This window comes from Kitasatospora sp. NA04385 (assembly GCF_013364235.1).
Lineage (GTDB): Bacteria > Actinomycetota > Actinomycetes > Streptomycetales > Streptomycetaceae > Kitasatospora.
Map to the genome: position 1 here is coordinate 655,698 of NZ_CP054919.1, position 24,492 is coordinate 680,189.

23 protein-coding genes are annotated in these 24,492 nt (G+C 74.5%); 15 read left to right on the forward strand and 8 right to left on the reverse strand.

What is annotated here, in order from left to right; all coding sequences use genetic code 11:
• Positions 1 to 15: 15 nt before the first annotated feature.
• From HUT16_RS02850 to HUT16_RS02860, 3 genes are all read right to left on the reverse strand, one after another.
• Positions 16 to 462, reverse strand: a complete 447-nt coding sequence (locus HUT16_RS02850; protein WP_176185141.1) for a MerR family transcriptional regulator — start codon at positions 460 to 462, stop codon at positions 16 to 18.
• On the reverse strand, positions 459 to 785 hold the full coding sequence (locus HUT16_RS02855) for a hypothetical protein (RefSeq protein WP_176185143.1): 327 nt from the start codon (positions 783 to 785) through the stop codon (positions 459 to 461). The genes HUT16_RS02850 and HUT16_RS02855 overlap by 4 nt, the downstream gene beginning before the upstream one ends.
• Positions 786 to 940: 155 nt before the next feature.
• Complete coding sequence (locus HUT16_RS02860; protein ID WP_176185145.1) at positions 941 to 1,546, reverse strand: helix-turn-helix domain-containing protein; 606 nt, start codon at positions 1,544 to 1,546, stop codon at positions 941 to 943.
• A 154-nt stretch (positions 1,547 to 1,700) separates the two neighbouring features.
• Here HUT16_RS02860 and HUT16_RS02865 point away from each other — a divergent pair, with 154 nt between their 5' ends.
• Positions 1,701 to 2,687 (forward strand): alpha/beta hydrolase, encoded by a 987-nt coding sequence (locus tag HUT16_RS02865; protein WP_176185147.1) that lies wholly within the window; start codon positions 1,701 to 1,703, stop codon positions 2,685 to 2,687.
• Positions 2,688 to 2,766: 79 nt separating this feature from the next.
• Here the strand turns inward: HUT16_RS02865 and HUT16_RS02870 are convergent, their stop codons facing one another.
• From HUT16_RS02870 to HUT16_RS02880, 3 genes are all read right to left on the reverse strand, one after another.
• Positions 2,767 to 3,483 carry a response regulator transcription factor gene (locus tag HUT16_RS02870; RefSeq protein ID WP_254897606.1) on the reverse strand — a complete coding sequence of 239 codons (717 nt, stop codon included), beginning with the start codon at positions 3,481 to 3,483 and terminating at the stop codon, positions 2,767 to 2,769.
• The gene (locus HUT16_RS02875; protein ID WP_176185149.1) at positions 3,480 to 4,676 is read right to left on the reverse strand and encodes a sensor histidine kinase; all 1,197 of its coding nucleotides are present in this window, start codon (positions 4,674 to 4,676) and stop codon (positions 3,480 to 3,482) included. The genes HUT16_RS02870 and HUT16_RS02875 overlap by 4 nt, the downstream gene beginning before the upstream one ends.
• A gap of 137 nt (positions 4,677 to 4,813) precedes the next feature.
• On the reverse strand, positions 4,814 to 5,587 hold the full coding sequence (locus HUT16_RS02880; RefSeq protein ID WP_176185151.1) for a hypothetical protein: 774 nt from the start codon (positions 5,585 to 5,587) through the stop codon (positions 4,814 to 4,816).
• A 242-nt stretch (positions 5,588 to 5,829) separates the two neighbouring features.
• On the opposite strand from HUT16_RS02880, the gene HUT16_RS02885 reads away from it, so the two are divergent.
• The 8 genes from HUT16_RS02885 (at position 5,830) to HUT16_RS02920 (ending at position 14,244) form a co-directional block, all read left to right on the forward strand.
• Positions 5,830 to 6,360, forward strand: coding sequence for a hypothetical protein (locus HUT16_RS02885; RefSeq protein WP_176185153.1), 531 nt, complete (start codon positions 5,830 to 5,832; stop codon positions 6,358 to 6,360).
• Between the two features lie 255 nt (positions 6,361 to 6,615).
• Entirely contained in the window at positions 6,616 to 7,293 is a 678-nt protein-coding gene (locus HUT16_RS02890) for a helix-turn-helix domain-containing protein (protein ID WP_176185155.1), read from the forward strand.
• A gap of 4 nt (positions 7,294 to 7,297) precedes the next feature.
• Positions 7,298 to 8,047 (forward strand): SRPBCC domain-containing protein, encoded by a 750-nt coding sequence (locus tag HUT16_RS02895; protein WP_176185157.1) that lies wholly within the window; start codon positions 7,298 to 7,300, stop codon positions 8,045 to 8,047.
• 51 nt (positions 8,048 to 8,098) lie between these two features.
• Positions 8,099 to 8,671 (forward strand): dihydrofolate reductase family protein, encoded by a 573-nt coding sequence (locus HUT16_RS02900; protein WP_176185158.1) that lies wholly within the window; start codon positions 8,099 to 8,101, stop codon positions 8,669 to 8,671.
• Positions 8,672 to 8,885: 214 nt separating this feature from the next.
• A complete protein-coding gene (locus tag HUT16_RS02905) occupies positions 8,886 to 10,358 on the forward strand; it encodes an FAD-dependent monooxygenase (protein WP_176185160.1) in 1,473 nt (490 codons plus the stop codon).
• 134 nt (positions 10,359 to 10,492) lie between these two features.
• Positions 10,493 to 12,853 (forward strand): MFS transporter, encoded by a 2,361-nt coding sequence (locus tag HUT16_RS02910; protein ID WP_176185162.1) that lies wholly within the window; start codon positions 10,493 to 10,495, stop codon positions 12,851 to 12,853.
• 161 nt (positions 12,854 to 13,014) lie between these two features.
• A complete protein-coding gene (locus tag HUT16_RS02915) occupies positions 13,015 to 13,452 on the forward strand; it encodes a hypothetical protein (protein ID WP_176185164.1) in 438 nt (145 codons plus the stop codon).
• 153 nt (positions 13,453 to 13,605) lie between these two features.
• On the forward strand, positions 13,606 to 14,244 hold the full coding sequence (locus HUT16_RS02920) for a YoaK family protein (protein ID WP_176185166.1): 639 nt from the start codon (positions 13,606 to 13,608) through the stop codon (positions 14,242 to 14,244).
• A gap of 385 nt (positions 14,245 to 14,629) precedes the next feature.
• Here HUT16_RS02920 and HUT16_RS02925 read toward each other — a convergent pair whose 3' ends face one another.
• A complete protein-coding gene (locus HUT16_RS02925; RefSeq protein WP_176185168.1) occupies positions 14,630 to 15,472 on the reverse strand; it encodes a class I SAM-dependent methyltransferase in 843 nt (280 codons plus the stop codon).
• Between the two features lie 367 nt (positions 15,473 to 15,839).
• On the opposite strand from HUT16_RS02925, the gene HUT16_RS02930 reads away from it, so the two are divergent.
• From HUT16_RS02930 to HUT16_RS02955, 6 genes are all read left to right on the forward strand, one after another.
• A complete protein-coding gene (locus HUT16_RS02930; protein ID WP_176185170.1) occupies positions 15,840 to 16,127 on the forward strand; it encodes a hypothetical protein in 288 nt (95 codons plus the stop codon).
• A gap of 257 nt (positions 16,128 to 16,384) precedes the next feature.
• Entirely contained in the window at positions 16,385 to 16,672 is a 288-nt protein-coding gene (locus HUT16_RS02935; protein ID WP_176185172.1) for a hypothetical protein, read from the forward strand.
• 281 nt (positions 16,673 to 16,953) lie between these two features.
• Positions 16,954 to 18,021, forward strand: a complete 1,068-nt coding sequence (locus HUT16_RS02940) for a hypothetical protein (protein WP_176185174.1) — start codon at positions 16,954 to 16,956, stop codon at positions 18,019 to 18,021.
• A gap of 479 nt (positions 18,022 to 18,500) precedes the next feature.
• A complete protein-coding gene (locus HUT16_RS02945) occupies positions 18,501 to 19,136 on the forward strand; it encodes a carbonic anhydrase (protein WP_176185176.1) in 636 nt (211 codons plus the stop codon).
• Positions 19,137 to 19,420: 284 nt separating this feature from the next.
• The gene (locus tag HUT16_RS02950) at positions 19,421 to 19,990 is read left to right on the forward strand and encodes a hypothetical protein (RefSeq protein ID WP_176185178.1); all 570 of its coding nucleotides are present in this window, start codon (positions 19,421 to 19,423) and stop codon (positions 19,988 to 19,990) included.
• Complete coding sequence (locus HUT16_RS02955) at positions 19,987 to 21,057, forward strand: radical SAM protein (protein WP_217712015.1); 1,071 nt, start codon at positions 19,987 to 19,989, stop codon at positions 21,055 to 21,057. The genes HUT16_RS02950 and HUT16_RS02955 overlap by 4 nt, the downstream gene beginning before the upstream one ends.
• Positions 21,058 to 21,152: 95 nt before the next feature.
• Here the strand turns inward: HUT16_RS02955 and HUT16_RS02960 are convergent, their stop codons facing one another.
• Positions 21,153 to 24,413: a glycosyl hydrolase 115 family protein gene (locus HUT16_RS02960; RefSeq protein WP_176185180.1), complete on the reverse strand. Its 3,261-nt coding sequence runs from the start codon at positions 24,411 to 24,413 to the stop codon at positions 21,153 to 21,155.
• Between the last annotated feature and the right edge of the window lie 79 nt (positions 24,414 to 24,492).

Below are 24,492 nucleotides of genomic sequence, written 5' to 3' on the forward strand. Positions count from 1 at the left end.
CGGTGGGCGGGCCGGTCAGCAGCCGGGCCCGGCACGGCGGCTCCGCTCGGCGAGGTCGGTGAAGGGGACGGGGCAGCACGGGCTTCCGGCGCACCGGGTGAGGTCGTCGCACCCGGCGTCGAGGGCGGCGGTCAGGGCCTCGCGGAGGGCGGTGAGGTCGGCGATCCGCTCCTCGACCTCGGCGAGCTTGCCCCGGGCCCGCTGTTGGAGCCCGGGGACGGGGCGGCCGTGGCGGTGGCGGCCGGTCTCCAGCAGCTCGGCGGCCTCGTCCAGGGTGAAGCCGAGGCGCTGGGCGGCCTTGATCACCCGCAGCACGGTCACGGCCCGCCCGTCGTAGCGGCGGTGGCCGCCCGGGGAGCGGTCGGGCTCCGGCAGCAGGCCCCGGCGCTCGTAGTAGCGCAGGGTCTGGGCGTTCACCCCGGCCGCCTCGGCGACCTGCGAGCTCCGCAGGCGCTCACTCACCGCAGCCCACCGACCGCCGCGGCCCGGCGCTCCAGCGCCTCCAGCACCGCCGCGTCGACGGCGACGTCCAGCACCACCGCGCCCCGGTCGGCGGCGACGGCGAAGGCGAAGAACGAGCAGCAGTCCCCCTCCCGCCCCGCCAGGTCCCGCACCCGCTCCTCCACCCCGTCACCACCGCGCAGCACCAGGCGCACCCGCAACGGCTCCGGCCGCGAGAGGCCCTCCAGCCGCCCGGCGAACAGCCCGTCCCACTCCACCACCCGCAACGGCCGCTCCGCCGTGGGCAGCACGCACGAGGCAGGCACCCAATCCGGACCACTCATCCCGCTCACTCCCGTCACCAGGCCCCCGCACGGGGACGCCTCCGACGGTAAACCCGTACCCGGGTACCGAATGCAAGGTGCGGGCGGTGTGGTCGTCGACCTCGGGGTCGTCGGCCTCGGGGTCGGTGCCACCGGGCCCGTTCGTTCGCTGCTCGCTAGCGGGCCCCGGGGCCGCGGGCGGGCGGGGTGCGCGGTCGCAGGCGCTCTCCCTGCGGCCCGAACATGATCAGGTACTCGACCGGGCCGCCGGGGCCGGCGTTCGCGACCCCGTGGGGACTGCGGGTGTCGAACTCGGCAACGTCCCCGGCACTCAGGACGAGGTCCTGGTCGCCGAGTGCGAGCCACAGCCGCCCGTACAGGACGCACAGCCATTCCCAGCCGTCGTGGGAGGCCTGCCGGGGCCGCGCGGGCGGCTCCTGGACGGCGGGTAGGACGTGTTTGTGGGCGTGCAGGCCGCCGACGTACCGGGTCAGCGGCAGCACCGCCTTGTCGTCGCCGGAACGCCGGAGCGCGGAGGTGCGGGGCTCGGCGGCGGGAGCGGTGCCGGCCAGCTCGTCCAGGGAGACGCCGTACTCCTTCGCCAACTGCAGCACCACTTCCAGGGTGGGCTTGCGTCGGCCGGTCTCGATCCGCGACAGCGTGCTCGGGGAGATGCCGGTCGCGCAGCTGACGCCGGTGAGCGTGGAGCCGCGGCGCTCGCGTACGGCCCGCAGCCGGGGGCCCATCGCCGCCAGCGTGTCGGCCACGTCGTCGCCTGCCACCTGCTCCGCCCCCTTCCGGACGTGCCGCTCCACCGTCCTGTCCGGCAATTTTGCCAGACTGGCAAGGGTAATCGCGGTGGACGGTCGCTGCGCCGCATGATCGACGCGTCATCGACGCGTACCTGCGCCCACCAGCGAACCGGGAGAAGACACCATGCCGCCCGAGCCGTCCGCCGCACTCCGCCACCGCACCGTCGAGGCCCCTGCCGGGCGCCTGCACCTGGTCGAGCAGGGCACCGGTCCACTGGTCCTGCTCGTGCACGGCTTCCCCGAGTCCTGGTACTCCTGGCGCCGCCAGCTCCCGGCCCTCGCCGCGGCCGGCTACCGGGCGGTGGCGCTCGACGTGCGCGGCTACGGCCGCTCCTCCAAGCCCGCGGAGACCGGTGCCTACCGGATGCTGGACCTGGTGGAGGACAACGTCGCCCTGGTGCACGCCCTCGGCGAGGAGAACGCGGTGGTCGTCGGCCACGACTGGGGCTCCGGCATCGCCGCCACCTCCGCCCTGCTCCACCCCGAGGTCTTCCGGGCCGTCGCCCTGCTGAGCGTCCCGTACGCGCCGCCCGGCGGCCCCCGCCCCACCGACGTCTTCGGCCGGATCGGCGGCCCCGACCAGGAGTTCTACGTCTCCTACTTCCAGGACCCCGGCCGCGCCGAGACCGAGATCGAGCCCGACGTACGGGGCTGGCTCGCGGGCTTCTACGCCGCCCTGTCCGCCGACACCATGCCCGCCCAGGACGAGCCCGATCCGCACTTCGTCGCCCGCGGCGGCCGACTGCGCGACCGTTTTCCCACCGGCACCCTCCCGGCCTGGCTGACCGAGGACGACCTCGACGTCTACGCCGGGGAGTTCGAGCGCACGGGCATGACGGGCGCCCTCAATCGCTACCGCAACGTGGACCGCGACTGGGAGGACCTCGCCCCCCACCGCGGAGCCCCGATCGAGCAGCCGTCCCTGTTCATCGGCGGCGCCCTGGACGCCTCCACCACCTGGATGTCCGACGCCATCGACGCCTTCCCCACCACCCTCCCCGGCCTCACCGCCTCCCACCTCGTAGCGGGCTGCGGCCACTGGATCCAGCAGGAGCGCCCCGAGGAGGTCAACCGTCTGCTGACCGGCTGGCTCAACACCCTCACGGGTTGAACGACCGCCGGGCGCGGCCGGGGCCCCTGTACGCGGATGTACACGGAACGGTTCGGCCCGCGCACCCGAGCGCGGCGGATCACGGCGGCGCGTCGGCCAGCCCGTGCCGCCGCGCATAGTTGGCTGCGGCCACGCGGTCCCGGCACCCGGTCTTCGCGAAGATCCGGTTGATGTGGGTCTTGACGGTGTTGTTGCTGAGGAAGAGCGTGGCGCCGATCTCTTGGTTGCTGAGGCCGCGGGCCGCCAGGGCCAGCACCTCGGCCTCCCGGGCGGTCAGCCCGTCCGGCGGCGGGCCGTCCCGGGGCGGGGGCGGTGCGGTGGCCGGTGCGGTGGCCGGTGCGGCGGGCGCCCCTGCGAGGAGCGCCCCGCGCGCCCGCGGGTCGAGCACGGCGAGGCCGCTGCGTGCGGCGTACAGGGCGGCCGCGATGTCCGCCCGGTCGGCGTCCTTGGTGAGGTACGACCGGGCACCGGCCCGCAGCGCGTTCAGCACCGAGGTGTCGTCGACGTAGGTGGTCAGGACGACGACCGCGACGCGGGGGTGGTCCCGGGCGAGCCGGCGGGTGGCCTCGACCCCGTCCATGCGGGGCATGTGCAGGTCCATCAGCACGACGTCGGGGTGGTGCCGCCCGACCTGGGCCAAGGCCTCGTCGCCGTCGGCGGCGGTGGCGACGACGTCGATCCCGGGGAGCAGGTCCAGCATGATCGCGAGCCCCTCGCGGATGCTCGCCTGGTCGTCGGCGACGACGATGCGCAGCGGATCGGGGCCGGCCGTGCCGGAGGCGGGTGCGCCGGTCACCGGGGCACATCCGCGACGAGGGTCCAGGTGCCGTCCGAGCCGTCGGTGCGGAGGCTGCCCCCGAGCAGGGCCAGTCGCTCCTGGATGCCGGTGAGCCCGTAGCCCCCGTCGACCGTCGCGACCGTCGCGACCGTCGCGACCGCCCGCCCGGGGTCCTGGGGGCCGCTGCCCGGCGGGCGCAGTGGGTTGGAGACGGTCAGCAACACGTGGTGCTCCCGGTAGTCGAGGGTGACGGCGACCGGCTGGCCGGGCGCGTGCTTGGCGGCGTTGACCAGGGCCTCCTGCGCCGTCCGCAGGAGGTGGAGGTTCTGCTCGGGGCCGAGCCCGGGGCTCGCCGGGCCGCGCACCTCGAACCGTGCGGGAGCGCCGTGTCGGGACCGGTGCTCCGCCACGGCCGCCGCCAGGCCATCGGGCAGCAGAACGTCGCCGCCGCGCAGCGCGTGGACGGCGCGGCGGGTCTCGACCAGGCCGTCGGAGGCCATCCGCTGGGCCCGGTCGAGGGCCTCCGCCAGGCGGGGGTCGGTGGCTCCGCCGGATTCCTGGGCGGCGAGCACTCGGGCCAGCTGGATCTGGATGCCGAGCGCCCCGAGCGAGTGCGCGAGCACGTCGTGGATCTCCCGGGCGATGCGGGTGCGCTCGTCCAGGACTGCGGTGCGGCGCTGCTCCGCCCGCAGTTCCTCGGCCCGGTCGAGCAGCAGGTCCGCCTGCTCGGCGCGGATGCGGTGGGCCCGCCGGTTGTGCCCGGCGAGCAGGGCGACCAGGAGCAGGAGCGGGTAGCCCAGGAACACCCCGCGTCCGGCGCCCGAGACCAGCGCCCCCACCTGCACGGCCAGCACCCCGAGCGCGAACACGGTCCAGCCCGCGGGCAGCGGGACGTCGCTGCCCGCGGCGATCACGGCAATGGCCGTGAGACCGACCATGGTGCCCGCGCCCGGCTGCGCGCAGGCCGCCCCGGCGGTGGCTGCCACCGTACCGAGCAGGGACGGGAGGGCCCGTCCGTGAACGAACGGGCCCGTCGGGCCGCGGAAGTCGAGGAACACCCAGACGGCCAGGCAGCACCCGCAGAGGAGGTACGCGGCCGCGATCGCCGTCCGGCCGGCGGCTGCCGGCAGGCCGGTGGCGCGCACGAAGGTGTCGAGGCCGATCAGCGCGAAGGCCACGCCGCGGATCGTCCAGGAAACGATGCGGAGCACAGCTCCACGATATGCCGCCGCACGGTCCGCGAAGAGACGCCCGAGCGCGTCCCGCGGCGAGTGGGACGCCGCACCGCAGCGGTGCGCGGGGTCCGCCGCCGGGGCCGGGGGCGGAGCCGAAGCGGGGCCCCGCCGGTTCACCGGGCACCGCCGCGACGGCGCTCGGGACGCGTGCCGGACCGCTCCCGGCGCTCGCCGCCGCGCCCGGCCCTCCGGTCCTGCCGTCGGTCTTGCCACCGGTCTTGCCACCGGTCTTGCCACCGATCCTGCCGTCGGTCCTGCCGTCGGTCACGCTCCGGATCCTCCCGGAGTCCCCTCCGTCGGCGGACCCCGTGCTCCCCCGGGTGGTCCTCCGGCCGCTCCTCGCCTCGGAACGGACCGGAGCCGGGCCCCGTCGGCACCGAGCGGCGGCCGACCCGGCCGACGTCAGCGATCGGCCCACCCGTCGCGCGGGCGCGCGGCACCAGCACGGCCGCCTGGCCGAGCCGGTTCGCACCGAGGAAGAGGACGACCGTGGCACTGGAGGCGGCGACGGGAGCGCCCAGCCCGGGGCCCGCGTACGACATCGCCACCCGCAGCCCCGCCAACGCGAGCCACCACCCGAGTCCGGCCACCGGCATGCGTGTCCACAGCACTCCGGCCCGGATCTCCAGCCTCAGCGTCCGCCCCTGGCCCGCGCCGACCGCCGCCGCAGCCGCGGCCCCCACGAACAGCAGCACCGCGTCCGTCGGCTTCAGCGCGCGCACCGTTTGGGGGCCGCCCAGCCCCGCCCGGGTGAACAGGCCGAGGGCGCACAGGACGCACGGCGCGAGCAGCACACGCCGCAGGCGCAGCGGGCTGCCCTGCCACTGGCGTATCACCAGCACGGCGACGATCGCGATCACTGGCAGCACCCGTAGCAGGGTCGACATCGGCCACGTTCCTGACGGTCGGGGCGGCACCGGGAGGCCGCCGGGGGACAGCCACGCTAGGAACGCGCACCCGGGTCGGGCGTCACCCCGTGCGGTGACCTGCGGGGTGACGTCGGGCCGCCCGATATCACCCCGGAGGTCCGACGTCACCCCGCAGGTCACCGCCGGGGGCGACGCCCGGCCCGGGCCTGGCGGGAGAGCGTGGACGACGTCGCACACCGCTCCCCACCGGAAGGCACCTCGTGTCCCCCACCACCCAGGCGCTCGTCATCAACGCCGCCGTGCTCCTCGCCATCCTGGAGGCCGACCTCGGGCCGCACCGCAAGATCGGGCCGTTCCGGATCCTGCGGCCCGTCCTGGCCGCCGGCGCCATCGTGCCGCTCTTCGTGAAGAACCCCGCCGACTCCGGCGCCGGGCTGTCGTTGGAGATCGCCGGGGTCGTCGCCGGACTGCTCGGCGGCGCCCTGGCCGCCGCGACGTTCCGCGTCTACCGCAGCCCCCGCACCGGAAGGCCCGTCAGCCGCGCCGGCTGGACATACGCGGCCGTGTGGACCGGCATCATCGGAGCCCGGGCGGCCTTCTCCTACGGCTCGGCGCACTGGTTCGCGGCCCCGCTCGGCACCTGGATGCAGGAGAACCGGGTCTCCGGCGATGCACTGACCGACGCCCTGCTGCTGATGGCCGTCGCGATGATGCTCACCCGCGCCGCCACCCTCGCCGCCCGCACCCGGACCGTCCTGGCCAAGGAGCTCCGCCCCGGCCACGCGTCCTGAGGCTCGTCTTCACAGGTCGGCTCCGGAGCAGGATCGAGGCGATGGTGACGGCAGCCTGGCCCAAGACCAAGACCAAGACCAAGACCAGGACCAGGACCAGGACCAGGACCGCCGGCCGGTTCGCACTGGAGCGGATCGCGAACAGTCGACCGGCCACGCCCCGAGCTTCCCGACCCCCTACCGCCCACCGCCCACCGCCGCACCGACAAATTCCCCCTCCTTGACAAAAAAATTTGTCGGCGCGACCCTGGAGCGGTGCTGGACGTAGCCGTGATCGAAGAACCCGCCGCCGCCGAAGCCTCCCTGGACCCGATGCGGGCCCGCCTGCTGGCCGCCCTGGTCGAGCCCGGATCGGCCGCCATGCTGGCCGCCCGGCTGGGCCTGCCCCGGCAGAAGGTGAACTACCACCTGAAGGAGTTGGAGCGGCACGGCCTGGTGGAGCTGGCCGAGGAGCGCCGGAAGGGGAGCGTGACGGAGCGGGTGTACCGGGCGACGGCCGCCTCGTACGTGATCTCGCCGGCCGCCCTGGCGGCGGTCAGCCCGGATCCGTCCCGTTCGCCCGACCAGCTCTCGGCGCGCTGGCTGCTCGCCCTGGGCTCCCGGCTGGTGCAGGAGGTCGGCTCGCTGCTGACCGGCGCGGCCCGGGCCCGGCAGCGGGTGGCCTCGTTCGGGATCGACGCCCGGGTGCGGTTCGCCTCGGCGGCCGACCGGGCGGCGTTCGCCGAGGAGCTCTCGCAGGCGGTCGCCGCCCTGGTGAGCCGCTACCACGACGAGTCCGCCCCGCAGGGCCGTGACCATCGGCTGGTCGTCGGCCTGCACCAGATCCCGGCCACCCCGCCCTCACCGGCCACCCCAACGACCCCGGCCACCCCGCCCGCCCTGGCCCCGTCCACCACCCGGCCCGCCGACTCGCCCGCCCCGCAGGAGAACTGACGCCATGCCGCACCCCTTCGAGCTGGAATTCGAGCTGACGCTGCCGGCCGATCCCGAGCAGGTCTGGGAGGCCATCGCCACCGGCCCGGGCATCGACTCCTGGTTCATGGGCCGCAACGAGGTCGATCCGCGGGTCGGCGGCACGGCCTCGATGGAGCTCGGCGGCCGCCCGGAGACCTCGACGGTCACCGCCTACGAGCCGGGCAAGCGCTTCGCCACCCGCACCGAGCCGGGCGGGGACGGCCGGTTCATGGCCTTCGAGTACCTGGTGGAGGGCCGCGACGGCGGCAGCACCGTGCTGCGGGTGGTGCACAGCGGCGTGCTCGGCGACGACTGGGCGGACGAGTACGACGCGCTGCGCCGCGGCTGGCCGTTCCACCTGCACACGCTGCGCGAGTACCTGACCCACTTCGCGGGCCGGACCGGCGCCCCGGTGTTCGCCGTGCAGCCGACCGGGGGCCGCCCCGCCGCCGAGGTCCGGGCCACGCTGACCGCCGCGCTCGCCCTCCCGGCCGACCCGCCGACCGGCACCCGGGTCCGTGCCGACCTGGCCGGACTGCCGCCGCTGGAGGGCGAGTTGACCTGGTCGGACGGCGAGCGCTTCGAGGTCCGCACCGCCGACGGGCTGTACTCCTTCCTGCACCCGGCGGGCGTGCTGCTGCTCTTCCACCACCTGTTCGCCGCACCGGCCCCGAGCGCCGCGGAGGCCGAAACCGCCTGGCAGCACTGGCTCTCCGCCCTGCTCGCCCCCTGACCCCGCCCCTCCCACCGACCGCTGCCACCGTACGAGAACGAGGTACCACCGATGCGCACCCTGATCAGCACCGCCTTCGTCTCCCTGGACGGCGTGATGGAGGCCCCCGGCGGCGAGCCGGGCTACCGCAACTCCGGCTGGACGTTCAAGGACATCGACTTCGTCCCGGAGGCGTTCGAGATCAAGGGCCGGGAGCAGGAGGAGGCCGGGGCGATGCTGCTGGGCCGGGTCAGCTACCAGGCGTTCAGCCCGGTGTGGCCGGGGATGGCGGAGTTCGCCCGCTACAAGGAGCTGCCGAAGTACGTGGTGTCGACCACGCTCGGCGAGGACGACCTAGTGTCCGACTGGGGCCCGACCGCGCTCCTGCGCTCGGTGGACGAGGTGGCCGCGCTGAAGGAGACCGAGGGCGGGCCGATCCTCGTACACGGCAGCGCCCGGCTGAACCACGCGCTGTCCGACGCGGGCCTGGTCGACCGTTACCACCTGCTGGTGTTCCCGCTGCTGCTGGGCGCGGGCCGGCGACTGTTCAGCGACACCGACAAGGACGTGCAGAAGCTGGAGCTGGTCGAGTTCGCGGCGTACTCCAACGGCGTGCAGAAGAACGTCTTCGACGTGGTCCGCTGACGCCTCCCGCGCCCGCGCCCCTCGCCTCTCCCGTCTCCGCCCTTCCGCCCCTCTCGGCCCCTCCCACCCCTCCCGCCACTTCCAAGGTACCGCGCACCGGGGGCCTTGCCGCAAGGCCCGGTGGGTGCCCCAGAATGTCCGGCTGGTAGTGGGAAAGCGGAGAGAAGTCCACAAGCTGACGGAAAATCACTTGTCGGGCGATTTCGGAGGGTTGATGATCGACGTGCTGGTGGTCGGCGGCGGGCCGACCGGGCTGATGCTGGCGTGCGAGCTGCGGCTGCACGGGGTGGAGGTGGTGGTCCTTGAGCGGCTGACGGCACCCACCGGGGAGTCCCGGGGGCAGGGCCTGCACGCGCGCAGCGTGGAGGTGATGGATCAGCGCGGGCTGCTGGAGCGGTTCCGGGCGGTGAGCGAGGAGTTCCGGGTCGGCGGGCTGTTCGCGGGCGAGGCGCGCGCGTGGCCGGAAGGGATGGACACGGCGCACCCGTATGGGCTGGCGACGCCGCAGCCGGTGACGGAGCGGCTGCTGTGGGAGCGGGCCGAGGAGCTGGGTGCGGAGCTTCGGCGCGGCTGCGAGGTGGTGGGTCTGGTCCAGGACGGAGAGGAGGTGGAGGCCGAGTTGGCGGACGGCTCGCGGCTGCGGGCGCGCTGGCTGGTGGGGTGCGACGGTGGGCGCAGCACGGTGCGCCGGTTGGCGGGCGTGGCGTTCCCGGGCGAGCCGGCGACGGTGCAGACGCTGCTGGGGCAGATGGAGGCGGCGGAGGAGCCGGAGCGGATCGCCGAGGTGGTGGCCGAGGTCCGGCGGACGCAGCTGCGCTTCGGGCTGCACCACGAGGGCGGCGGGGTGTACCGGGTGATCGTTCCGGCGGAGGGGGTCTCGGAGGACCGGGCGGCTCCGACGCTGGAGGAGTTCCGGGCCCGGCTGCGCGCGGTGGCGGGCACGGACTTCGGGGTGCACTCGCCGCGCTGGCTGTCCCGGTTCGGGGACGCGACGCGGCAGGCGGAGCGCTACCGGGCGGGCCGGGTCCTGCTGGCGGGGGACGCGGCGCACGTCCATCCGCCGACGGGCGGCCAGGGCCTGAACCTGGGCGTGCAGGACGCGTTCAACCTGGGCTGGAAGCTGGCCGCCGAGGTGGCGGGCTGGGCCCCGCCGGGCCTGCTGGACACGTACCACACGGAGCGCCACCCGGTGGGTGCGGCGGTGATCGCGCACACCCGGGCGCAGATGACGCTGCTGGGCACGGCGCCTGGCTCGGTGGCGCTGCGCGGGGTGTTCGCCCGGCTGATGGACTTCCCGGACGTCAACCGGTACATCACGGGCGTGATCTCGGGGGTGGACATCCGGTACGACTTCGGCCCGGGCCCGGCCCTGCTGGGCCGTCGCCTGCGGAGCGTCCGGCTGGTCGACGGCCCGGCGGAGGGGCGGTTGTACGGGCGGATGCACGCGGGGCGGGGTCTGCTGCTGGACCGGACGGGGTCGCTGTCCGCGGTCGGCTGGGAGGACCGGGTGGACGTGCTGGTGGACGGCTGCCCGGAGTTGGCGGCCGCGGCGGTGCTGCTGCGTCCGGACGGGCACGTGGCCTGGGTCGGCGAGGAGCGGGGGGCGGCCGAGGGGCCGGGGGCCGGGGAAGGACTGCGGGAGGGGCTGCGGGAGGCGTTGGAGCGCTGGTTCGGTCCGGCGGGGTAGGGCGCCGGTCGGCGCTGTTCACCCGGGCGCCCCCGGGCCGGAGTTTCCATCCCTTTCGTCCAGGTTTATCCGATTCGACCTGGCACAGTGGGGTGGTCCTCCCCCGCTCCCCGCCGAACAGAACGAGGTTCCCGATGGCCGCGACCCCCACGGCCTCCCCCTCCCCCGCGCCGGTGCCCGTGGGCACCCCGTCCGTGCTGGGGCGGGTGGGGGTCGGGCGGTCGGTGGGGGTGCTGCTGGCGGCGGCCGCGGTGTTCTACGTGGTGACGCCGGTGCTGCAGGGCGCGGCGCTGCCGGCGGTCCGGGACCGCTTCGGGCTGGACCCGCAGCAGGTGGTGGCGATGAAGGCGGGCGGCGGCGCGCTGATGGTGCTGTCGCTGTTCACGGCGGGCCGGGCGGGGGACGCTTGGGGGCGGCGCCGGGTGCTGGCGTGGTCGCTGGGCGTGCTGGCGGCGGGGCTGCTGGTGGAGACGGTGGCGTTCTCGGACTGGTCGTACCTGCTGGGGCGGACGGTGGTGATCGCCGGGGTGTCGGCGTCCTTCGCGGGGTGCCTGGCCTCGGTGGCGGCGCTGAACCCGCCGGGCCGGATGCCGCAGGTGCTGGGCGGCTGGCTGGCGGTGATGTCGGCGGCGTTCTTCGTCGCGGCGAACCTGATCCCGCGCGCCCCGTCGATGCCGGGCCTGCGGGTGAGCGCGGGCCTGGGGGCGCTGGTGGCGGTGGGCCTGCTGGTGCTGGCGCTGCGGCGGCTGCCGGAGGCGGGCGGTCCGCCGGTGCCGCTGGACCGGCTGTTCCTGGGCTCGCTGGCGGTGGCGCTGGCCGCGGCGGTGACGGCGCTCCAGGTCGGCCCGGTGTGGGGCTGGACGGACCCGCGGACGCTGGCACTGCTGGCACTGCTGCCGGTCGCGGCGGCGGTGGCGGGTCGGCGCTGGCGGCCGCACTGGTCCACGGTGCCGCCGCGGATCACCTCGATGGCGCTGGCGACGGGCGTGGCGGTGGGGTTCACCCAGCTCGCGCTGCTGCTGGCGCTGCCGGTGCTGACGGCGGCCTCCGGCATCGGGGTGACGATGACGGCGCTGATGGTCTCGGCGTACGGGGCGGGCGGAGTGGTGGGCTGCCTGCTGGTGCGCGGTCGGCGGATCTCGCCGGTGACGGGCTGCTCGCTGGGCCTGCCGCTGGCGGTGACCGGGCTGGCGCTGTGCCACGTGCTGCCGACCGGCGCGGCGACGGGCGTGCCGCTGGGACTGCTGGCGGCACTGCTGACGGGGGTGGGAGTGATGATGGCGCAGGTCCCGCAGATGGCGTGGTTCCTGTCGGCGCTGCCGCGCGGGCGGCTGGGGACGGCGGCGGCGTTCCACCCGGTGTCGGTGCTGCTGGGGACGGCGGCCGCGCAGGCGCTGCCGTACACCTCGGCGGTGAGCACGGGGGCGACGGAACGGCAGGCGGAGAACCTGCTGTGGGTGGCGGCGGTGGTGGTGGCGGCGGGAGCGCTGGTCGCGGGGCTGCCGGTGGTGGTGCTGGGGGTGGTGGGGGCGGCGGCCGGTGAGTGGCTGCTGATGCGGGCGCTGGCGGGTCCGGAGCTGGCGCAGCGTCCGCTGGCGCAGGCGTCGGCGCTGGCGGTGGGGGTGGTGACGGGGCTGGCGGTGTGGGGGCGGCGGCAGCGGAGCGAGCGGCTGGCGGCGAGCCGGGCCAGCGCGTCGGCGCTGCAGGAGGCGGTGCTGCATCCGATCCCGGAACGCCTGGGCGGTCTGCGGTTGGCGTCCCGGTACCAGCCGGCCCGGGCGGGGACGGGGGTCGGCGGGGACTTCCTGGAGGCGGTGCGGACGCCGCACGGGACGCGGGTGCTGATCGGGGACGTCCGGGGCAAGGGCCTGCAGGCGGTGCAGACGGTGACGGATCTGCTGGGGTGCTTCCGCTCGCAGGCGCACGAGACGGAGGACCTGGGCGAGCTGGCGGCCCGGCTGGACCGGCACACGGCGCGCAGCGCGGCGGCCCGCGGCGACCAGGAGCTGTTCGCGACGGCGCTGCTGCTACAGCACCGGGCGCCGGACGGGCACGTGGAGGTGGTGAACTGCGGACACCTGGCGCCGCTGGCACTGGGCCCGGCGGGGGTGCGGGAGGTGTCGGCGCCGGCGCTGCTGCCGCTGGGTTTCGGCGCGCTGGGCGGGGACGCGCCGGAGCCCGGACGGGTGCCGCTGCCCGCCGGGGAGGTGCTGCTGCTGTACACGGACGGGCTGACGGAGGCGCGCAACGCCTCCCGGGAGTTCTACCCGGCGTCCGAGCGGCTGTCCGCGGCGTTCGGCGCGGGCGGTGCGGGTAGCCCGGGCGGCGTGGGCGGACCGGGTAGCCCGGGCGGTGCAGGTGGTGCGAGCGGTGCGGCTGGTACAGGCGGTCTCGCCGGACCGGCGGAGGTGCTGGCCTTCCTGGAGCGGGACGTACGGGACTGGAGCCACCACCTGACCGACGACATCGCGCTGATCGCGCTGACCCCGGAGTGACGTCCGTCAGCCGGCCTTCCCGCCACCACCGGAAATCACCCCATGGAGTTAATTAATCACCAAACGTGGCGGAACCGGGTAAGCGGGGCGGTCCGGCCGACTCCCCTCGTGCGAACCGGCCGGAGAACCGGCCCGACCGAACCAGAAGGAGACCCGGTCCCATGACCGTCGTTCCGCTCGACCCCGCCTCGCCCGCCTCGCACGCCGTCGGCATCGACTTCGACCAGACGCTGGTCGCTCACGACGACGGCTGGCAGGACGGCCGGATCTACGGCAAGCCGATCCCGGGGGCGATCGAGTCGCTGCGGGCGCTGAAGCAGGTCCGTTCGGTGTTCATCATGACCGCCCGTCCGCGCCGCTTCCACCCCGCCGTGGCGGGCTGGCTGCGCGAGCACTCCGGCCTGGAGGCGCTCGTCGACGAGGACCCGGAGCGCGCCTACTGGCAAGGCGACTGTCTGCTGGTCACCAACAAGAAGCTGGGCGCCGCGGTCTACATCGACGACCGCGCGGTCCGCTTCACCGGCGACTGGACCACCACGCTCACCCAGACCCGCCACGCCATCGGCCTCCCATCGGCACCCGTCCCGCACCGCTGCTGACCGCCCCCGACCCCGTTCCCGCCCCTGCCCTGCCCTGCCCTGCCAGCGACACCGACACCGTCGCCCGCGCTCGTCCCGCCGCGTCCGCGGCGGGTCCGGCACACTGCTGAGCAACCGTCAGCAGCCTGATGAGAGCCGTACGGGAGGAACGACGTGAGCACACCGAAGGCCGTCGGGGCGACCACCGGGGACGGCGATCCGCTGGCGCTCGCGCTGTTCGGGCTGACCGTGGTCAGCGGGCTGATCGACGCCGTCAGCTACCTCGGGCTCGGGCACGTCTTCGCGGCCAACATGACGGGCAACGTCGTGGTGATCGGCTTCGCCCTGGCCGGCGCGCCCGGCTTCTCCGTCCTGGGGTCGATCACCTCGCTGGCGGCGTTCCTGCTCGGTGCGAACCTCGCCGGACGGCTGACCGCCGGCCGCCTGCGGCCAGCGCTGGCCGCCGAGACGGTGCTGCACCTCGCCGCGGCGGCCGTGGTGTTCGCGGTCGGCACCGGCGGGACCGTCCAGTACCCGGTGATCGGGCTGCTCGCCCTAGGCATGGGCCTGCGCAACGCGACGGTTCGCAGCCTGGGCGTGCCCGACCTGACCACCACCGTGCTGACCATGACCCTCACCGGCCTCGCCGCCGAACCCGGCTCCCCCCGCCGACGGCGCCGCGTCCTGGCGGCGCTCACCATGCTGGCGGGCGTCGTCCCGGGTTCCGTCCTGGTCCTGCACGGGCAGGCCGGCTGGGCGTTGGTCGCTGCGGCCGCGCTCACGGCCGTCACCTCGGTGGCCTACCGCGGGTGAGCGCGGGCCGGTCGGCGGGGTTCAGGGTCGGTGGCGGCGTGCCGCCCGACAGGTCGGTGACACGTCATCGACGACGTGCCATCAATGCCGAGGCATCGATGCTGCGACATCGATGCCGGATCATCGGTGGCACGTCATCGGTGCTGCAACATTCATGCCAGGTCATCGATCCCAAGTCATCGATGCCAAGTCACTGATGCCAAGTCACTGATGTTGCGCCATCGATGCTGCGGCATCGATGGCGGGTCATCAGTGCCGGATCACCGATGCTGCGTCACCGACGTCACATCACCGATGTCGCGTGACCGATGCCGTGGCACCGATGCCGTGTCACCGATACGGGCAGCCGACACAACGCCGACCGCCACCCCGCCCCGCCCCCAGCTCAGCGCTCGGGCTTGCGCCACAGGACGGCCTCGCTACCGGGCTGCCGCACCGAGAAGCGCCCGGACGGCGAGGCCCCGCGCAGCAGGGCGCGCAGTTCGGTCTCGAAGGTGGGCAGCCCGGTGCCGAACAGGTGCGGCGCGGAGGAGGACAGCGACAGCACCCCGGCCACCACCTCGTCCGCGCTCCGTTCCAGGGGCCGGCCGCCGGGGACGATCAGCTGTTCGGGGCCGATCAGCCCGGCTCGGGCGTAGACCAGCGACTCGCCGCCGGGGGTGCCGTGCGGCAGGACGCCGCGGCCGGCGCGGCGGACGGGGCCGAGATGGCGGCGGACCAGGGCGTCGATCGCGGGCTGCGGTACCGGCCGGTGCGGCAGCGGGTCGGTGCTGCGGGGTTCGGCCTTCCAGTCGGAGAGGTGCACCAGGACACCGCCGGGGCGCAGCATGTCGCGGACCGTTGCGGCGACCTGGTCGCGCTCCATCCAGTGGAAGGACTGGGCGAACGCGGCGACGTCGAACAGGCCGAGGCCGAGCGGGAGTTGCTCGGCCCGGGCGTGCACCCAGCGCGTCCGTCCGGCGAGGCCGGTCCGCTCGGCGGTGCGGGCCGCCTCGGCGACCATGTCGGCGTCCGCGTCGAGGCCGACCGTCTCGGCGAAGCGGTCGGCGAGCTCCAGGGCGAGGGTGCCGGGCCCGCAGCCGACGTCCAGCAGGCGCCCGGTGCCGTCGAGCCGCAGGGCCCGCGCGAGTTCGTCGGCCAGCCCGGGCGCGTACGGGAGGCGGCCGCGGGCGTAGTGCGGGGCCGCCCCCGCGAACAGTGTGGCGTCCCACTCCCAGCCGTCGGCCACGAGTTCCTCCGTAGTGTCGCGATACTTCGACCCGGTCCGAACGATCGTGCCACCGGCCAGTCCGGCCGTGCCACGCAATATCGCCAAGCATCCTCCTGTTCACCCTTTTTGATGATCAGTCATGATTCGCCCGCAGAGGCGCTCGATTCCAGCCAGCGGACGTCGCGACGGGGAGTCATCGCCCCTGATGGGGTGGCGGCGGGACGGGTGGGATCCGGCCATGATTCTCTCCGACTGGTCCAGACCATTGACGGTGTTCGGGCGGCGGGCAGAGGATCATTCGCGCCGGGACGGAGTGCACCCGCCCGATCCGGACCCCCTCCCCCACCGGCGTCATTCCACGGTTCGACCGAAGCAAGGAGTCCCCATGCGCGCCCGCACCGCCGCCAAGGCCGCTTCCGTCCTCGCCCTCGGCAGCGCCCTCGCGCTGACCCTGTCCGGCGCCGCGTTCGCGGCCTCCGGCCCGACCAACCTGACCGGCAAGGGCTGCCCGTCCTCGTACAGCAACAGCGCCGACGGCGGTACCTACGTCCAGGCCCTGACCAAGAAGTTCGTCGCCGCCAACGGCCTCCAGTACGGCGACTACAGCGTGATCTTCCGCAATGCGGCCGGCGGCAAGTCCACCCTGCCGTCCCGCGAGTACCGCTGCTACTGATCCCCCGGTTCCTTCCCACCCCCTCCCGGCACCTCTTTTCCGCGGCCCTTTCTCGCGTCCGGCCACCTCGGGCGTTCGACTGCCGACCCGTCTCCCGGACCTTCCCGGGTCCTCCCGGGTCCTCCCGGCTTCCCCGGCCCCCGCTCGCGTCCTGTCGGCGCACTGTCCACGTCCGGTCGACGTCCGGTAGGTGCCCCCTCGACGAGCGGAACCGCAGTCTCTTCCTCCGCATCCCCCACCATCACGAGGAGTCCCCCATGCGCATCCGCACCGCTGTCAAGGCCGCCACCACCCTCGCCGTCGCCGGCGGGCTGGCCCTCACCCTGTCCGGCGCCGCGTTCGCGGCCTCCGGCCCGACCAACCTGACCGGCAAGGGCTGCCCGTCCTCGTACAGCAACAACGCCGACGGCGGCACCTGGACCCAGGGGCTGACCAAGAAGTTCGTCGCCCCGAACGGCCTCCAGTACGGCGACTACAAGGTCACCTTCCGCACCCCGGCCGGTTCCCTGGTGAACGAGGGCACCAAGGAGTACCGCTGCTACTGACCGCCCGAGTGGTGACGGTGCCCGGCCGGGGTGAGGTCAACTCACCGGCCGGGCACCGGCGTTCACCCCGGAGGCGGGTCGGAGATGGGTCGGAGGCAAGTCGGACGCGGGCCGGACGCAGGCCGGATCCGGGTCGGTCCGGCGTCGGGTGGGCGACCGGCGGGTGAACGGGTGGGACCGGCCGGTCACAGCCGCGCCACACCCGGGCTCCGCGGCGGACGGGCGGCCGCCCACCGGGCAGGATTCTCCCCATCGAGCGGAGCCGACGAGGCGGTGGGGCAGTGGAGTTCACCATCAGCGGGCGCATCCGCCGACGCGGGCTGCGTCTGGTCGGCTGGTCCGCGCCCGGGGTGCTCGGCGCCGCCGCCTGGGCCGTTCCCACCACCGGGAGCAGCCGCCGCTTCGCCCTGATCCTGCTGGTCCTGTGCGCGGGCCTGCTGGTGCGCGGCGTCCTCGAACTGCGTCGGCTGCGCAAGCCCTTCCGGCTCCGGCTGGACGACTTCGGCGTCACCCTGCACGATGCCGAACTCCCTTGGCACGACGTGGAGTCGATCGCGCTGTGGCACCCGCCGAAGTCCGCCGAGGACGACGACTCCTCCGCACCCCCGCCCCGGCTGGTGGTGCGGCTGGCACCGGGCGCGGAACTGCCCCGGCGGCCCGGGCGCGGCGCCGCCGACCCGCGCGAGCACACCCTGCTGGACAGCGCCGACCTCGACCAGCCGCTGAACGAACTGGTGCAAGCGCTAAGGGAGTTCGCCGGGCACCGGTTCGAGACCGCGCCCCGGGACGTGCTGCCGCCCGTCCCCCGGGACGCCCACGACCCGCGCCTCGGCGGTGCGGAAAGGGTGTTCACCGACACCCGGGGCGCCACCACTCCCCGGCTGATCGCCACGTTCACCGCCACCGCCGTCTGCGCCGTGCCGCTCGCCCTCGGCCTCGCCGGTTCCGGCACGGTCGGCCCGGGGGCGTTCACCGGGCTCTGGGCGCTGTTCACCTGCCTGTTCGGCTGGCTGGCCGGTCGCGCGGCCCACCAGCACCTGCGCCCGCTGCGGCTGCGGATCGGCCCGGACGGCATCGGCGTGCGCGAGCCCGCGACCGCCGAGGTGTTCGCCCGCTGGAACGACGTCGCCGCCGTCACCACCGGCCGCCTCCCGCACACCGTCGAGACACACCCGCACCTGGTGGTGTACGCGGTGCCGGGCGGTGCCCTCCCGTTCCCGCACCACTTCATCGACCGCGGCCACCGGGGCTACGTCCTGCTGCGCCTCGACCACCTCCCCGACCGGGGCCGCGACGTCCCGGCCGCGCTGCGCGCCTTCGTCCCCGACCGCTACTCCGCGCTCGACTGACCACCCGAACCGGCCCACCGATCCGCCGATCCGCCGACCCGCCGGCCGGGCCGCCCGCAGCTCGGCGCGCACAGCAGCACTCCGGGGTGCGACTCGGCTCCCCGCACGCCCTCCCCGTACACCTGCACCCCCGGCAGCGGCCACCCCGGCCCCGCTCGGCCGACCGCACCGAACGGCTACCCGGGCCGACCACATCGAACGGCCACCCCGGCCGACCGCACCGAACGGCCACGTCGGGCAGCTGCCTCGGGCGGCCATTCGGGTGACCGGCCGGTCAACGTCGGTCCGCCGACCGTCCCCGGACCGATGGTATTCGTACCGGTCGCCCGGTGGGGGCGCGATTATCGCCGCTCCGGCACCGATATCCGGACGATTTCGGCCGCTATCCACCTTTTGATCATGGCTTGCTCCCGGTGCCGGGGAGTCCAGGACGTGACCCGGGCGCGACCTGCGGGCCACGGGGGACGTAGTCTGCGGACATGACTGACGCCGCGCACCTCACCCCTCAGGCCGCCTTCGAGATGCTGTTGGCGGGCAACGACAGGTTCGTCGCCGGTACTCCGCACCACCCGAACCAGGACGCCGCCCGCCGCGCCCAGACCGCCCCCTCCCAGGCCCCGTTCGCCGTGCTGTTCGGCTGTTCCGACTCCCGACTCGCCGCCGAGATCATCTTCGACCAGGGCCTCGGTGACCTGTTCGTGGTCCGCACCGCCGGTCACGTGCTCGGCCCCGAGGTGCTCGGGAGCATCGAGTACGGCGTGAGCGTGCTCGGCACCCCGCTGGTCATCGTCCTCGGCCACGACTCCTGCGGCGCCGTCGGTGCCACCCGCGAGGCGGTCGCGGCCGGCTCCAGCGGCGAGGGCTTCGTCCGCGACGTCATCGAGCGGGTCACCCCCAGCGTGCTGGCCGCCAACGCGGCCGGGTACACCGACAACTCCGACTTCATCGACGAGCACATACGGCACACCGTCGCCCTGCTGCTCGACCGCTCGCACACCCTCGCCGCCGCGGTCGGCGCGGGCACCACCGCGGTCGTCGGCCTCTCCTACCGCCTCGTCGACGGCACCGCCCACCTGGTCACCACCCGCGGCCTCGACCTGCCCGCCGCCGCCTGACCCACCGCGAAGCCCGGCCCACCACGGAGCCCGGTCTCCCGCGAAGCCCGGCCCACCGCAGGCCGGTCCACCACGGACCCGGCCCGTCGCGGCCACCCCGCAGCCCCGCCCCGGCACCCCCGGGCCGGGGCTGCGGGCGTTCGACGTTCGTTCCCGAATGATCGTTGCGCCGAGGGGCCTTCCCGGACACTCCGGGACGCGCGGCGTCCCACGGCCGGTGCGCGGCCGCCGGTAGGCTCCGGGCCTGTCCGACGCAGGGGGGCCGTCCCGAGAGGAAACCCGCCATGCCCGAGCAGCTCTCACTCGGTGGTGAACGACGCCTGGTGCTGCGTGACCGTCAGCTGACCGACCGACTCGGCGCGCTGTTCGAGGAGATCGACCGCGACGAGTCCCTGCAGCAGGCTTTCATCGAATCTCCGGCCGAGGTGGTCAGCGCCGCCGACGCGGGGAGCCGCCAGGTGACCCCCGGCCAGGCCTCCGCCGTGAACCGGTTCCTGTTCTCCGCACTGGCCAGCGACGGCCTGCGCGACTGGGCGGCCGGCTACGACCGGGAGCACCCGGACTCCTCCCAGGAGGAGCGCCTGCGGCACTTCGCCGAGGCGCTGGCGACCCACGCCGACCCGACCCTGATGGGCGGGCTGCTGGAGCTGGCGGGCTCGGACCTGGCGCTCGACATGCCGAACGCCGCGCTGATCATCAAGCACGACTCGGTGGCCATCGGCAACTGGTTCATCGTCAAGGTGTCCGGTTCGCTGGAGGCCGGGAAGGAGGTGCTGCCCGCCGACCAGGTCCAGCGGCTGGCCCAGCAACTGGTCGCCCGGGCGCAGGAGTTGTCCGAGGCGGGGCAGCTGTGACGACGGCCGCGCCGCCGACCGGCGTCTTCCACCGCAGCCGGACGCTGTCGGTGATGCTCACCTTCGCCTGCACCGCCTCGTGCACCAGTTGCAGCACCCTGAGCCACCCGGGGAACCGGAGCCGGATCCCGGTCGAGGACGCGCTGCGCGCCATCGAGGAGGCGGCCGAACTCGGCTTCGCCAACGTCGTGTTCACCGGCGGCGAGGCGACGCTGCGCTGGGACGACCTGCTGACCTGCCTGCGGCGGACCACCGAACTCGGCCTGCCCACCCGGCTGGTGACCAACGCGCACTGGGCCGTCACCGAACCCGAGGCGGCCCGGGTGCTGGACGCGCTGCTGGACGCAGGCCTGCACGAGATCAACTTCAGCACCGGGGACGAGCACGCCCGCTTCGTCCCGCTCGCCCAGGTGGCGCTGGCCGCCGCGACGGCCGTCCGGCGCGGCCTGACCGCGCACGTCATGGTCGAGCTCAGGGAGGGCCGCGCGGTCACCGCCGAACGGCTGATGGCCGAACCCGCGATCGCCGAACTCCCGGAAGACCTGCGGGAGTCGGTGCGCCCGTCGGAGAGCCCGTGGATGCCGATCCGCCCGCTCCAGGTGGAGCGCTACCGGGACGGCGTCGCCGCGACCCGGCGCAACCTCCCGGACACGGTGGGCTGCGAGAGCGTCCTGCAGACCTACACCGTGCAGGCGGACGGGCGGATCGGCGCGTGCTGCGGCCTGGCCATGCGGCTGGTGCCCGAGCTGAACGTCGGGCGCCTGCAGGCGGAGGCGACCCTGCGCGCGGCGATCGACGAGGCCGAGTCGGACGTCCTCAAGGTGTGGCTGCGCACCGCCGGACCGGAGCGCATCCTCGCCTGGGCCGCGGACCGGGACCCGGAGATCGCCTGGGAGGGCATGTACGGGCACCGCTGCCAGGCCTGCCTGCGGATCTACAAGGACCCCCGGGTGGGCGAGGCGATCGCCGAGGGCTACCGCGCGGAGGTGCCCGGCATCGTGCAGTCCGCCTGGATGCAGGAGCGCTACCTGCCGCAGCAGTTGGCGTCCCTGCCGCTCTCGTCCTGACCCGCCGGAACACCTCCCGGCCTTCCCCGCCCCGACCGGATCGGGCCGGGGCGGGGCGGGCCGGGGCGGAGAAGGCCGCGGGGGCGGCGGGTCGGTCAGCCGGCGCGGTGGCTCTCGGGCGGGCCCAGCAGGCTGGGGCGCAGGCCGCCGGTGTCGATCACCAGGCGCTGCAGCACCACGGTCGGGTCGACCATCCAGAAGGTGAGGCGGTGCACGCCGGGCTCGGCGAGGGTGTGCACGGTGGCGCTGCGCCGGACGTTGTCCGAAGTGCCCAGGGCCCACTGGACGTTCATCGCGCCGGAGTCGGCTCCGCTCTGCGCCGTGGTCTCGACGGTCTGCGGCGGCTGCCCGTCGAAGGAGACGGCGTAGGCCGGTCCGCCGGTGGCGAGCGCGTCGTTGCGCGGGGAGAGGTACGCCCAGACGGTGACCCGTCCGGCGGTGAACAGGGTCACGTGGTACTCCAGCCGCGGCCCGGACCCGCCGGGCGTCCGCCGGGGCGCGGTGACGGGGACGGGGGTCAGGCCGGCGGTGGTGCGGCCGATGCCGGGGATCAGCCGCCAGGAGACGCCGTCCGCCGCGACGGCCCGGGTGTGGTGCTCGGCGTCGACGGCGACGTAGCCGTTGGCCTCGACGTGCCCGGCCAGGCCGCTCTTCGAAAGTTTCGGACGGTTCACCACGGCCTTGACGACGACGCTCGCGCCGTCCGGCCCGGTGACGGTGACGGGCACCTCGGTGGTGCCGTAGGGGGCCCGCGCCCAGTCGACGGCGAGGACGACCCGCTGCTGCTTGTCGATCCGGCCGGCGGGCCGGTCCGCGGTGAGCCAGGGCGCGCCGGTGCGGACCCGGTAGTCGAAGGGGCGCCTGCCCCGGTTGAACACCTCGACGTACTGGGCGGGTTGGCTCTGGTAGGGGCTGAACTCGGGCAGCACGGCCGGGGCTTGCTCGTGCGGCCACCAGGCGGCGGAGCCGTCGACCGCGACGCCCATCTCGGCGGTGTCGGGCAGCTCGATCCGGGCGACGGCGGGGAACAGCACGTCGGGGAGGGCGACGTTGTCGAGTTCCGGCTGCTGCCAGGGGGCGTTGGGGCCGTACCGGTCGACGTCGCCGTAGTCGATGTGCGGCTGGGTCTGAAACCCCTTCCACTTGCCGCCCGCGACCCGGGCGTTGAAGCGTTCGGCGAGCGCGAGGTCGTCGGCGAGCCGGGCCTCGGCGGTGGCGGCGAGGTCGTTGGTCAGGGCCCGGCCCTGCGGCGCGTAGTGCAGGTTGGTGAACTGCGCGGCGCGCAGCGCGTACAGGTTGGCGGTGGCGGCGACCTGGTAGCCGACGAGTTCGTACCAGGCGTCCTGGACGGCGGCGGGCAGGCGGCGCCCGACCCGTTCGGCGTCCTCGGCCAGCGCCTGCCAGCGGGCGGTGACCGTCTCCAACTCCCGGTAGTCGGTGAGCGAGAAGGGGGTGGCCCGGTCGTCGTAGGCGATCGCGGACGGGTCGGTGGCCGGGTCCTTCGCCGGGTCGACGGTGATCCGCCGGTTGAGCAGTTCGGGCTTGCGGACCGACTGCAACTGCCCGTACTCGGAGAGCACTTCGGCGATCTTCCGGGCCTGGGCCTCGCCGAAGTTCTGCCGGGCGTAGCCGGTCTCCCACTCGGTCAGCCGCTCCAGCGGCCAGCGTTCGGGCTGCCAGGCGTAGTCGAGGAAGAACTGGGTGGGCAGTTCGTTGCCCTTGAGGTCGCCGACGTTGGCGACCCAGAGCGTGCGGTTGCCGTGGGCGTACGACTGGTCGAGCTGCTCCCAGGTGTTGGGCAGGCAGGTGGTGTCCACCCACTTGTAGTTGCGGCCGACGCCGACGTAGTCGAAGTGGTAGTAGAGGCCGTAACCGCCGCTACGGGCGCCCCCGGCGGGGTCGGGGAGCTTGCGGACGTTGCCCCAGTTGTCGTCGGTGAGCACCACGGTGACGTCCTCGGGCACCCGCAGGCCGCGGTCCCAGTAGCGCTGGACCTCCTTGTAGAGCGTCCAGACCTGCGGGAGGCCGGCCGGGTCGCGGCCGGTGACCTCGGCGAGGATCTCCCGCTGGGCGGCGATGATCTCCGTCATCAGCTCGATGCCGTCGCCGTCGGGCAGGCTGACGTCCCCGTTGCCGCGCATGCCCAGGGTGACCACGCCCTCGATGCCCTGCTCGACCATCCGCCGGACGCCGTCCCTCCAGTACGCCTTCACCGCCTCGGCGTTGCGGCGGAACGACCACTCGCCGGTGCCGCCGTACGGGTCGTGGCCGGGGGTGGTGACGTTGCCCGCCGGATCGCGGACGGCGGGGGTGGCGTGCCGGTTCCACTCCTCGATGCCGCGCATCATCGGGGCCTCGTGCGAGGTGCCCATCACGATGCCGTAGGCGGTCGCGGTGGCGTGGTTGAGCGGGTCGTCCTCGGCGAAGGCGCGGCCCCAGACGGCGGGCCACAGGTAGTTGGCGCGCAGCCGCAGCAGCACCTCGAAGACCTTGGCGTAGAAGTCGGCGTTGAAGCCGCCGGGGAAGCCGGGCGCCTTGCCCGGGCCGAAGAACGCGGGCGCCCAGGTGCCGAGCGACGGGTTCTCGTCGTTGATGAACACGCCGCGGTACTTCACCGCGGGGGTGCCCTGGGTATGCCGGCCGGGCAGCGCGTGCACCGCGGCGCGACGCTGCGGGACGACGTCGTCCCACCAGTACCAGGGCGAGACGCCCATGCCCCGGGAGGCGTCGTACACGCCGTAGATCGTGCCGCGCTGGTCGCTGCCGGCGATCACCAGGGCCCGGTCGACGCCCGGCAGCGGGTGCTCCACGACGGCCTGCAGGGAGGTCTCCCAGCGGCCCGCGACACCGCTCGCGTCCAGCCGGCCGGTGGCCACCAGCCGGTCGACCAGCGGGCTGCGGCCGAGGGTGCCGACGATCACCGCGGTGCGGCCGCGCGGGACGGTGTCGCGGACGACCTCGGGCCGGACACCGGTGACGCGTTCCAGATCGGCCGCCAGGTCGCCGACGACCCGGACCACGCCGGGGTGGTCCGCGCCGCTGACCACGATCGGGGCGGCCCGGCCGCCCTCGACCAGCGGGAGGGAACCGGCGCTCGGGGCGAAGGAGATCCAGCTGCCCGGGTCGGTCGGCCGGGCGCCGCTGCTGCTGCTGCCGCTGCTGTCTCCGTTGCCGTTGCCGTTGTTGTCTCCGTTGCCGTTGCTGCTGCCGCTGCTGTTGCTGTTGCCTGCGGCGGCCCAGGCGTCGGCGCTCAGGCCGAGGACCTGGCCTAGCGGGGTGGCGGCGAGGCCCAGCCCCAGGCCGAGCCCGAGGGCGGCCCGGCGTCCGGTGGTGAACTGCGGTGCTGGTCGGTCCATGGCGGCTCTCCCGACGGCAGAGGGTTCCGAAAATTTCGAAACCATGTCTTTATGTTTCGGTGGCCACCTTTGGGCACGG

Excerpts from the sequence above, each read along its gene's own strand:
- HUT16_RS02880 (WP_176185151.1), bottom strand. The coding sequence starts at position 5,587 with ATGTCGACCCTGCTACGGGTGCTGCCAGTGATCGCGATCGTCGCCGTG.
- HUT16_RS02900 (WP_176185158.1), top strand. The coding sequence starts at position 8,099 with ATGCGCACCCTGATCAGCACCGCCTTCGTCTCCCTGGACGGCGTGATG.
- HUT16_RS02865 (WP_176185147.1), top strand. The coding sequence starts at position 1,701 with ATGCCGCCCGAGCCGTCCGCCGCACTCCGCCACCGCACCGTCGAGGCC.
- HUT16_RS02950 (WP_176185178.1), top strand. The coding sequence starts at position 19,421 with ATGCCCGAGCAGCTCTCACTCGGTGGTGAACGACGCCTGGTGCTGCGT.
- HUT16_RS02935 (WP_176185172.1), top strand. The coding sequence starts at position 16,385 with ATGCGCATCCGCACCGCTGTCAAGGCCGCCACCACCCTCGCCGTCGCC.
- HUT16_RS02895 (WP_176185157.1), top strand. The coding sequence starts at position 7,298 with ATGCCGCACCCCTTCGAGCTGGAATTCGAGCTGACGCTGCCGGCCGAT.
- HUT16_RS02905 (WP_176185160.1), top strand. The coding sequence starts at position 8,886 with ATGATCGACGTGCTGGTGGTCGGCGGCGGGCCGACCGGGCTGATGCTG.
- HUT16_RS02855 (WP_176185143.1), bottom strand. The coding sequence starts at position 785 with ATGAGTGGTCCGGATTGGGTGCCTGCCTCGTGCGTGCTGCCCACGGCG.
- HUT16_RS02930 (WP_176185170.1), top strand. The coding sequence starts at position 15,840 with ATGCGCGCCCGCACCGCCGCCAAGGCCGCTTCCGTCCTCGCCCTCGGC.
- HUT16_RS02915 (WP_176185164.1), top strand. The coding sequence starts at position 13,015 with ATGACCGTCGTTCCGCTCGACCCCGCCTCGCCCGCCTCGCACGCCGTC.
- HUT16_RS02910 (WP_176185162.1), top strand. The coding sequence starts at position 10,493 with ATGGCCGCGACCCCCACGGCCTCCCCCTCCCCCGCGCCGGTGCCCGTG.
- HUT16_RS02945 (WP_176185176.1), top strand. The coding sequence starts at position 18,501 with ATGACTGACGCCGCGCACCTCACCCCTCAGGCCGCCTTCGAGATGCTG.
- HUT16_RS02960 (WP_176185180.1), bottom strand. The coding sequence starts at position 24,413 with ATGGACCGACCAGCACCGCAGTTCACCACCGGACGCCGGGCCGCCCTC.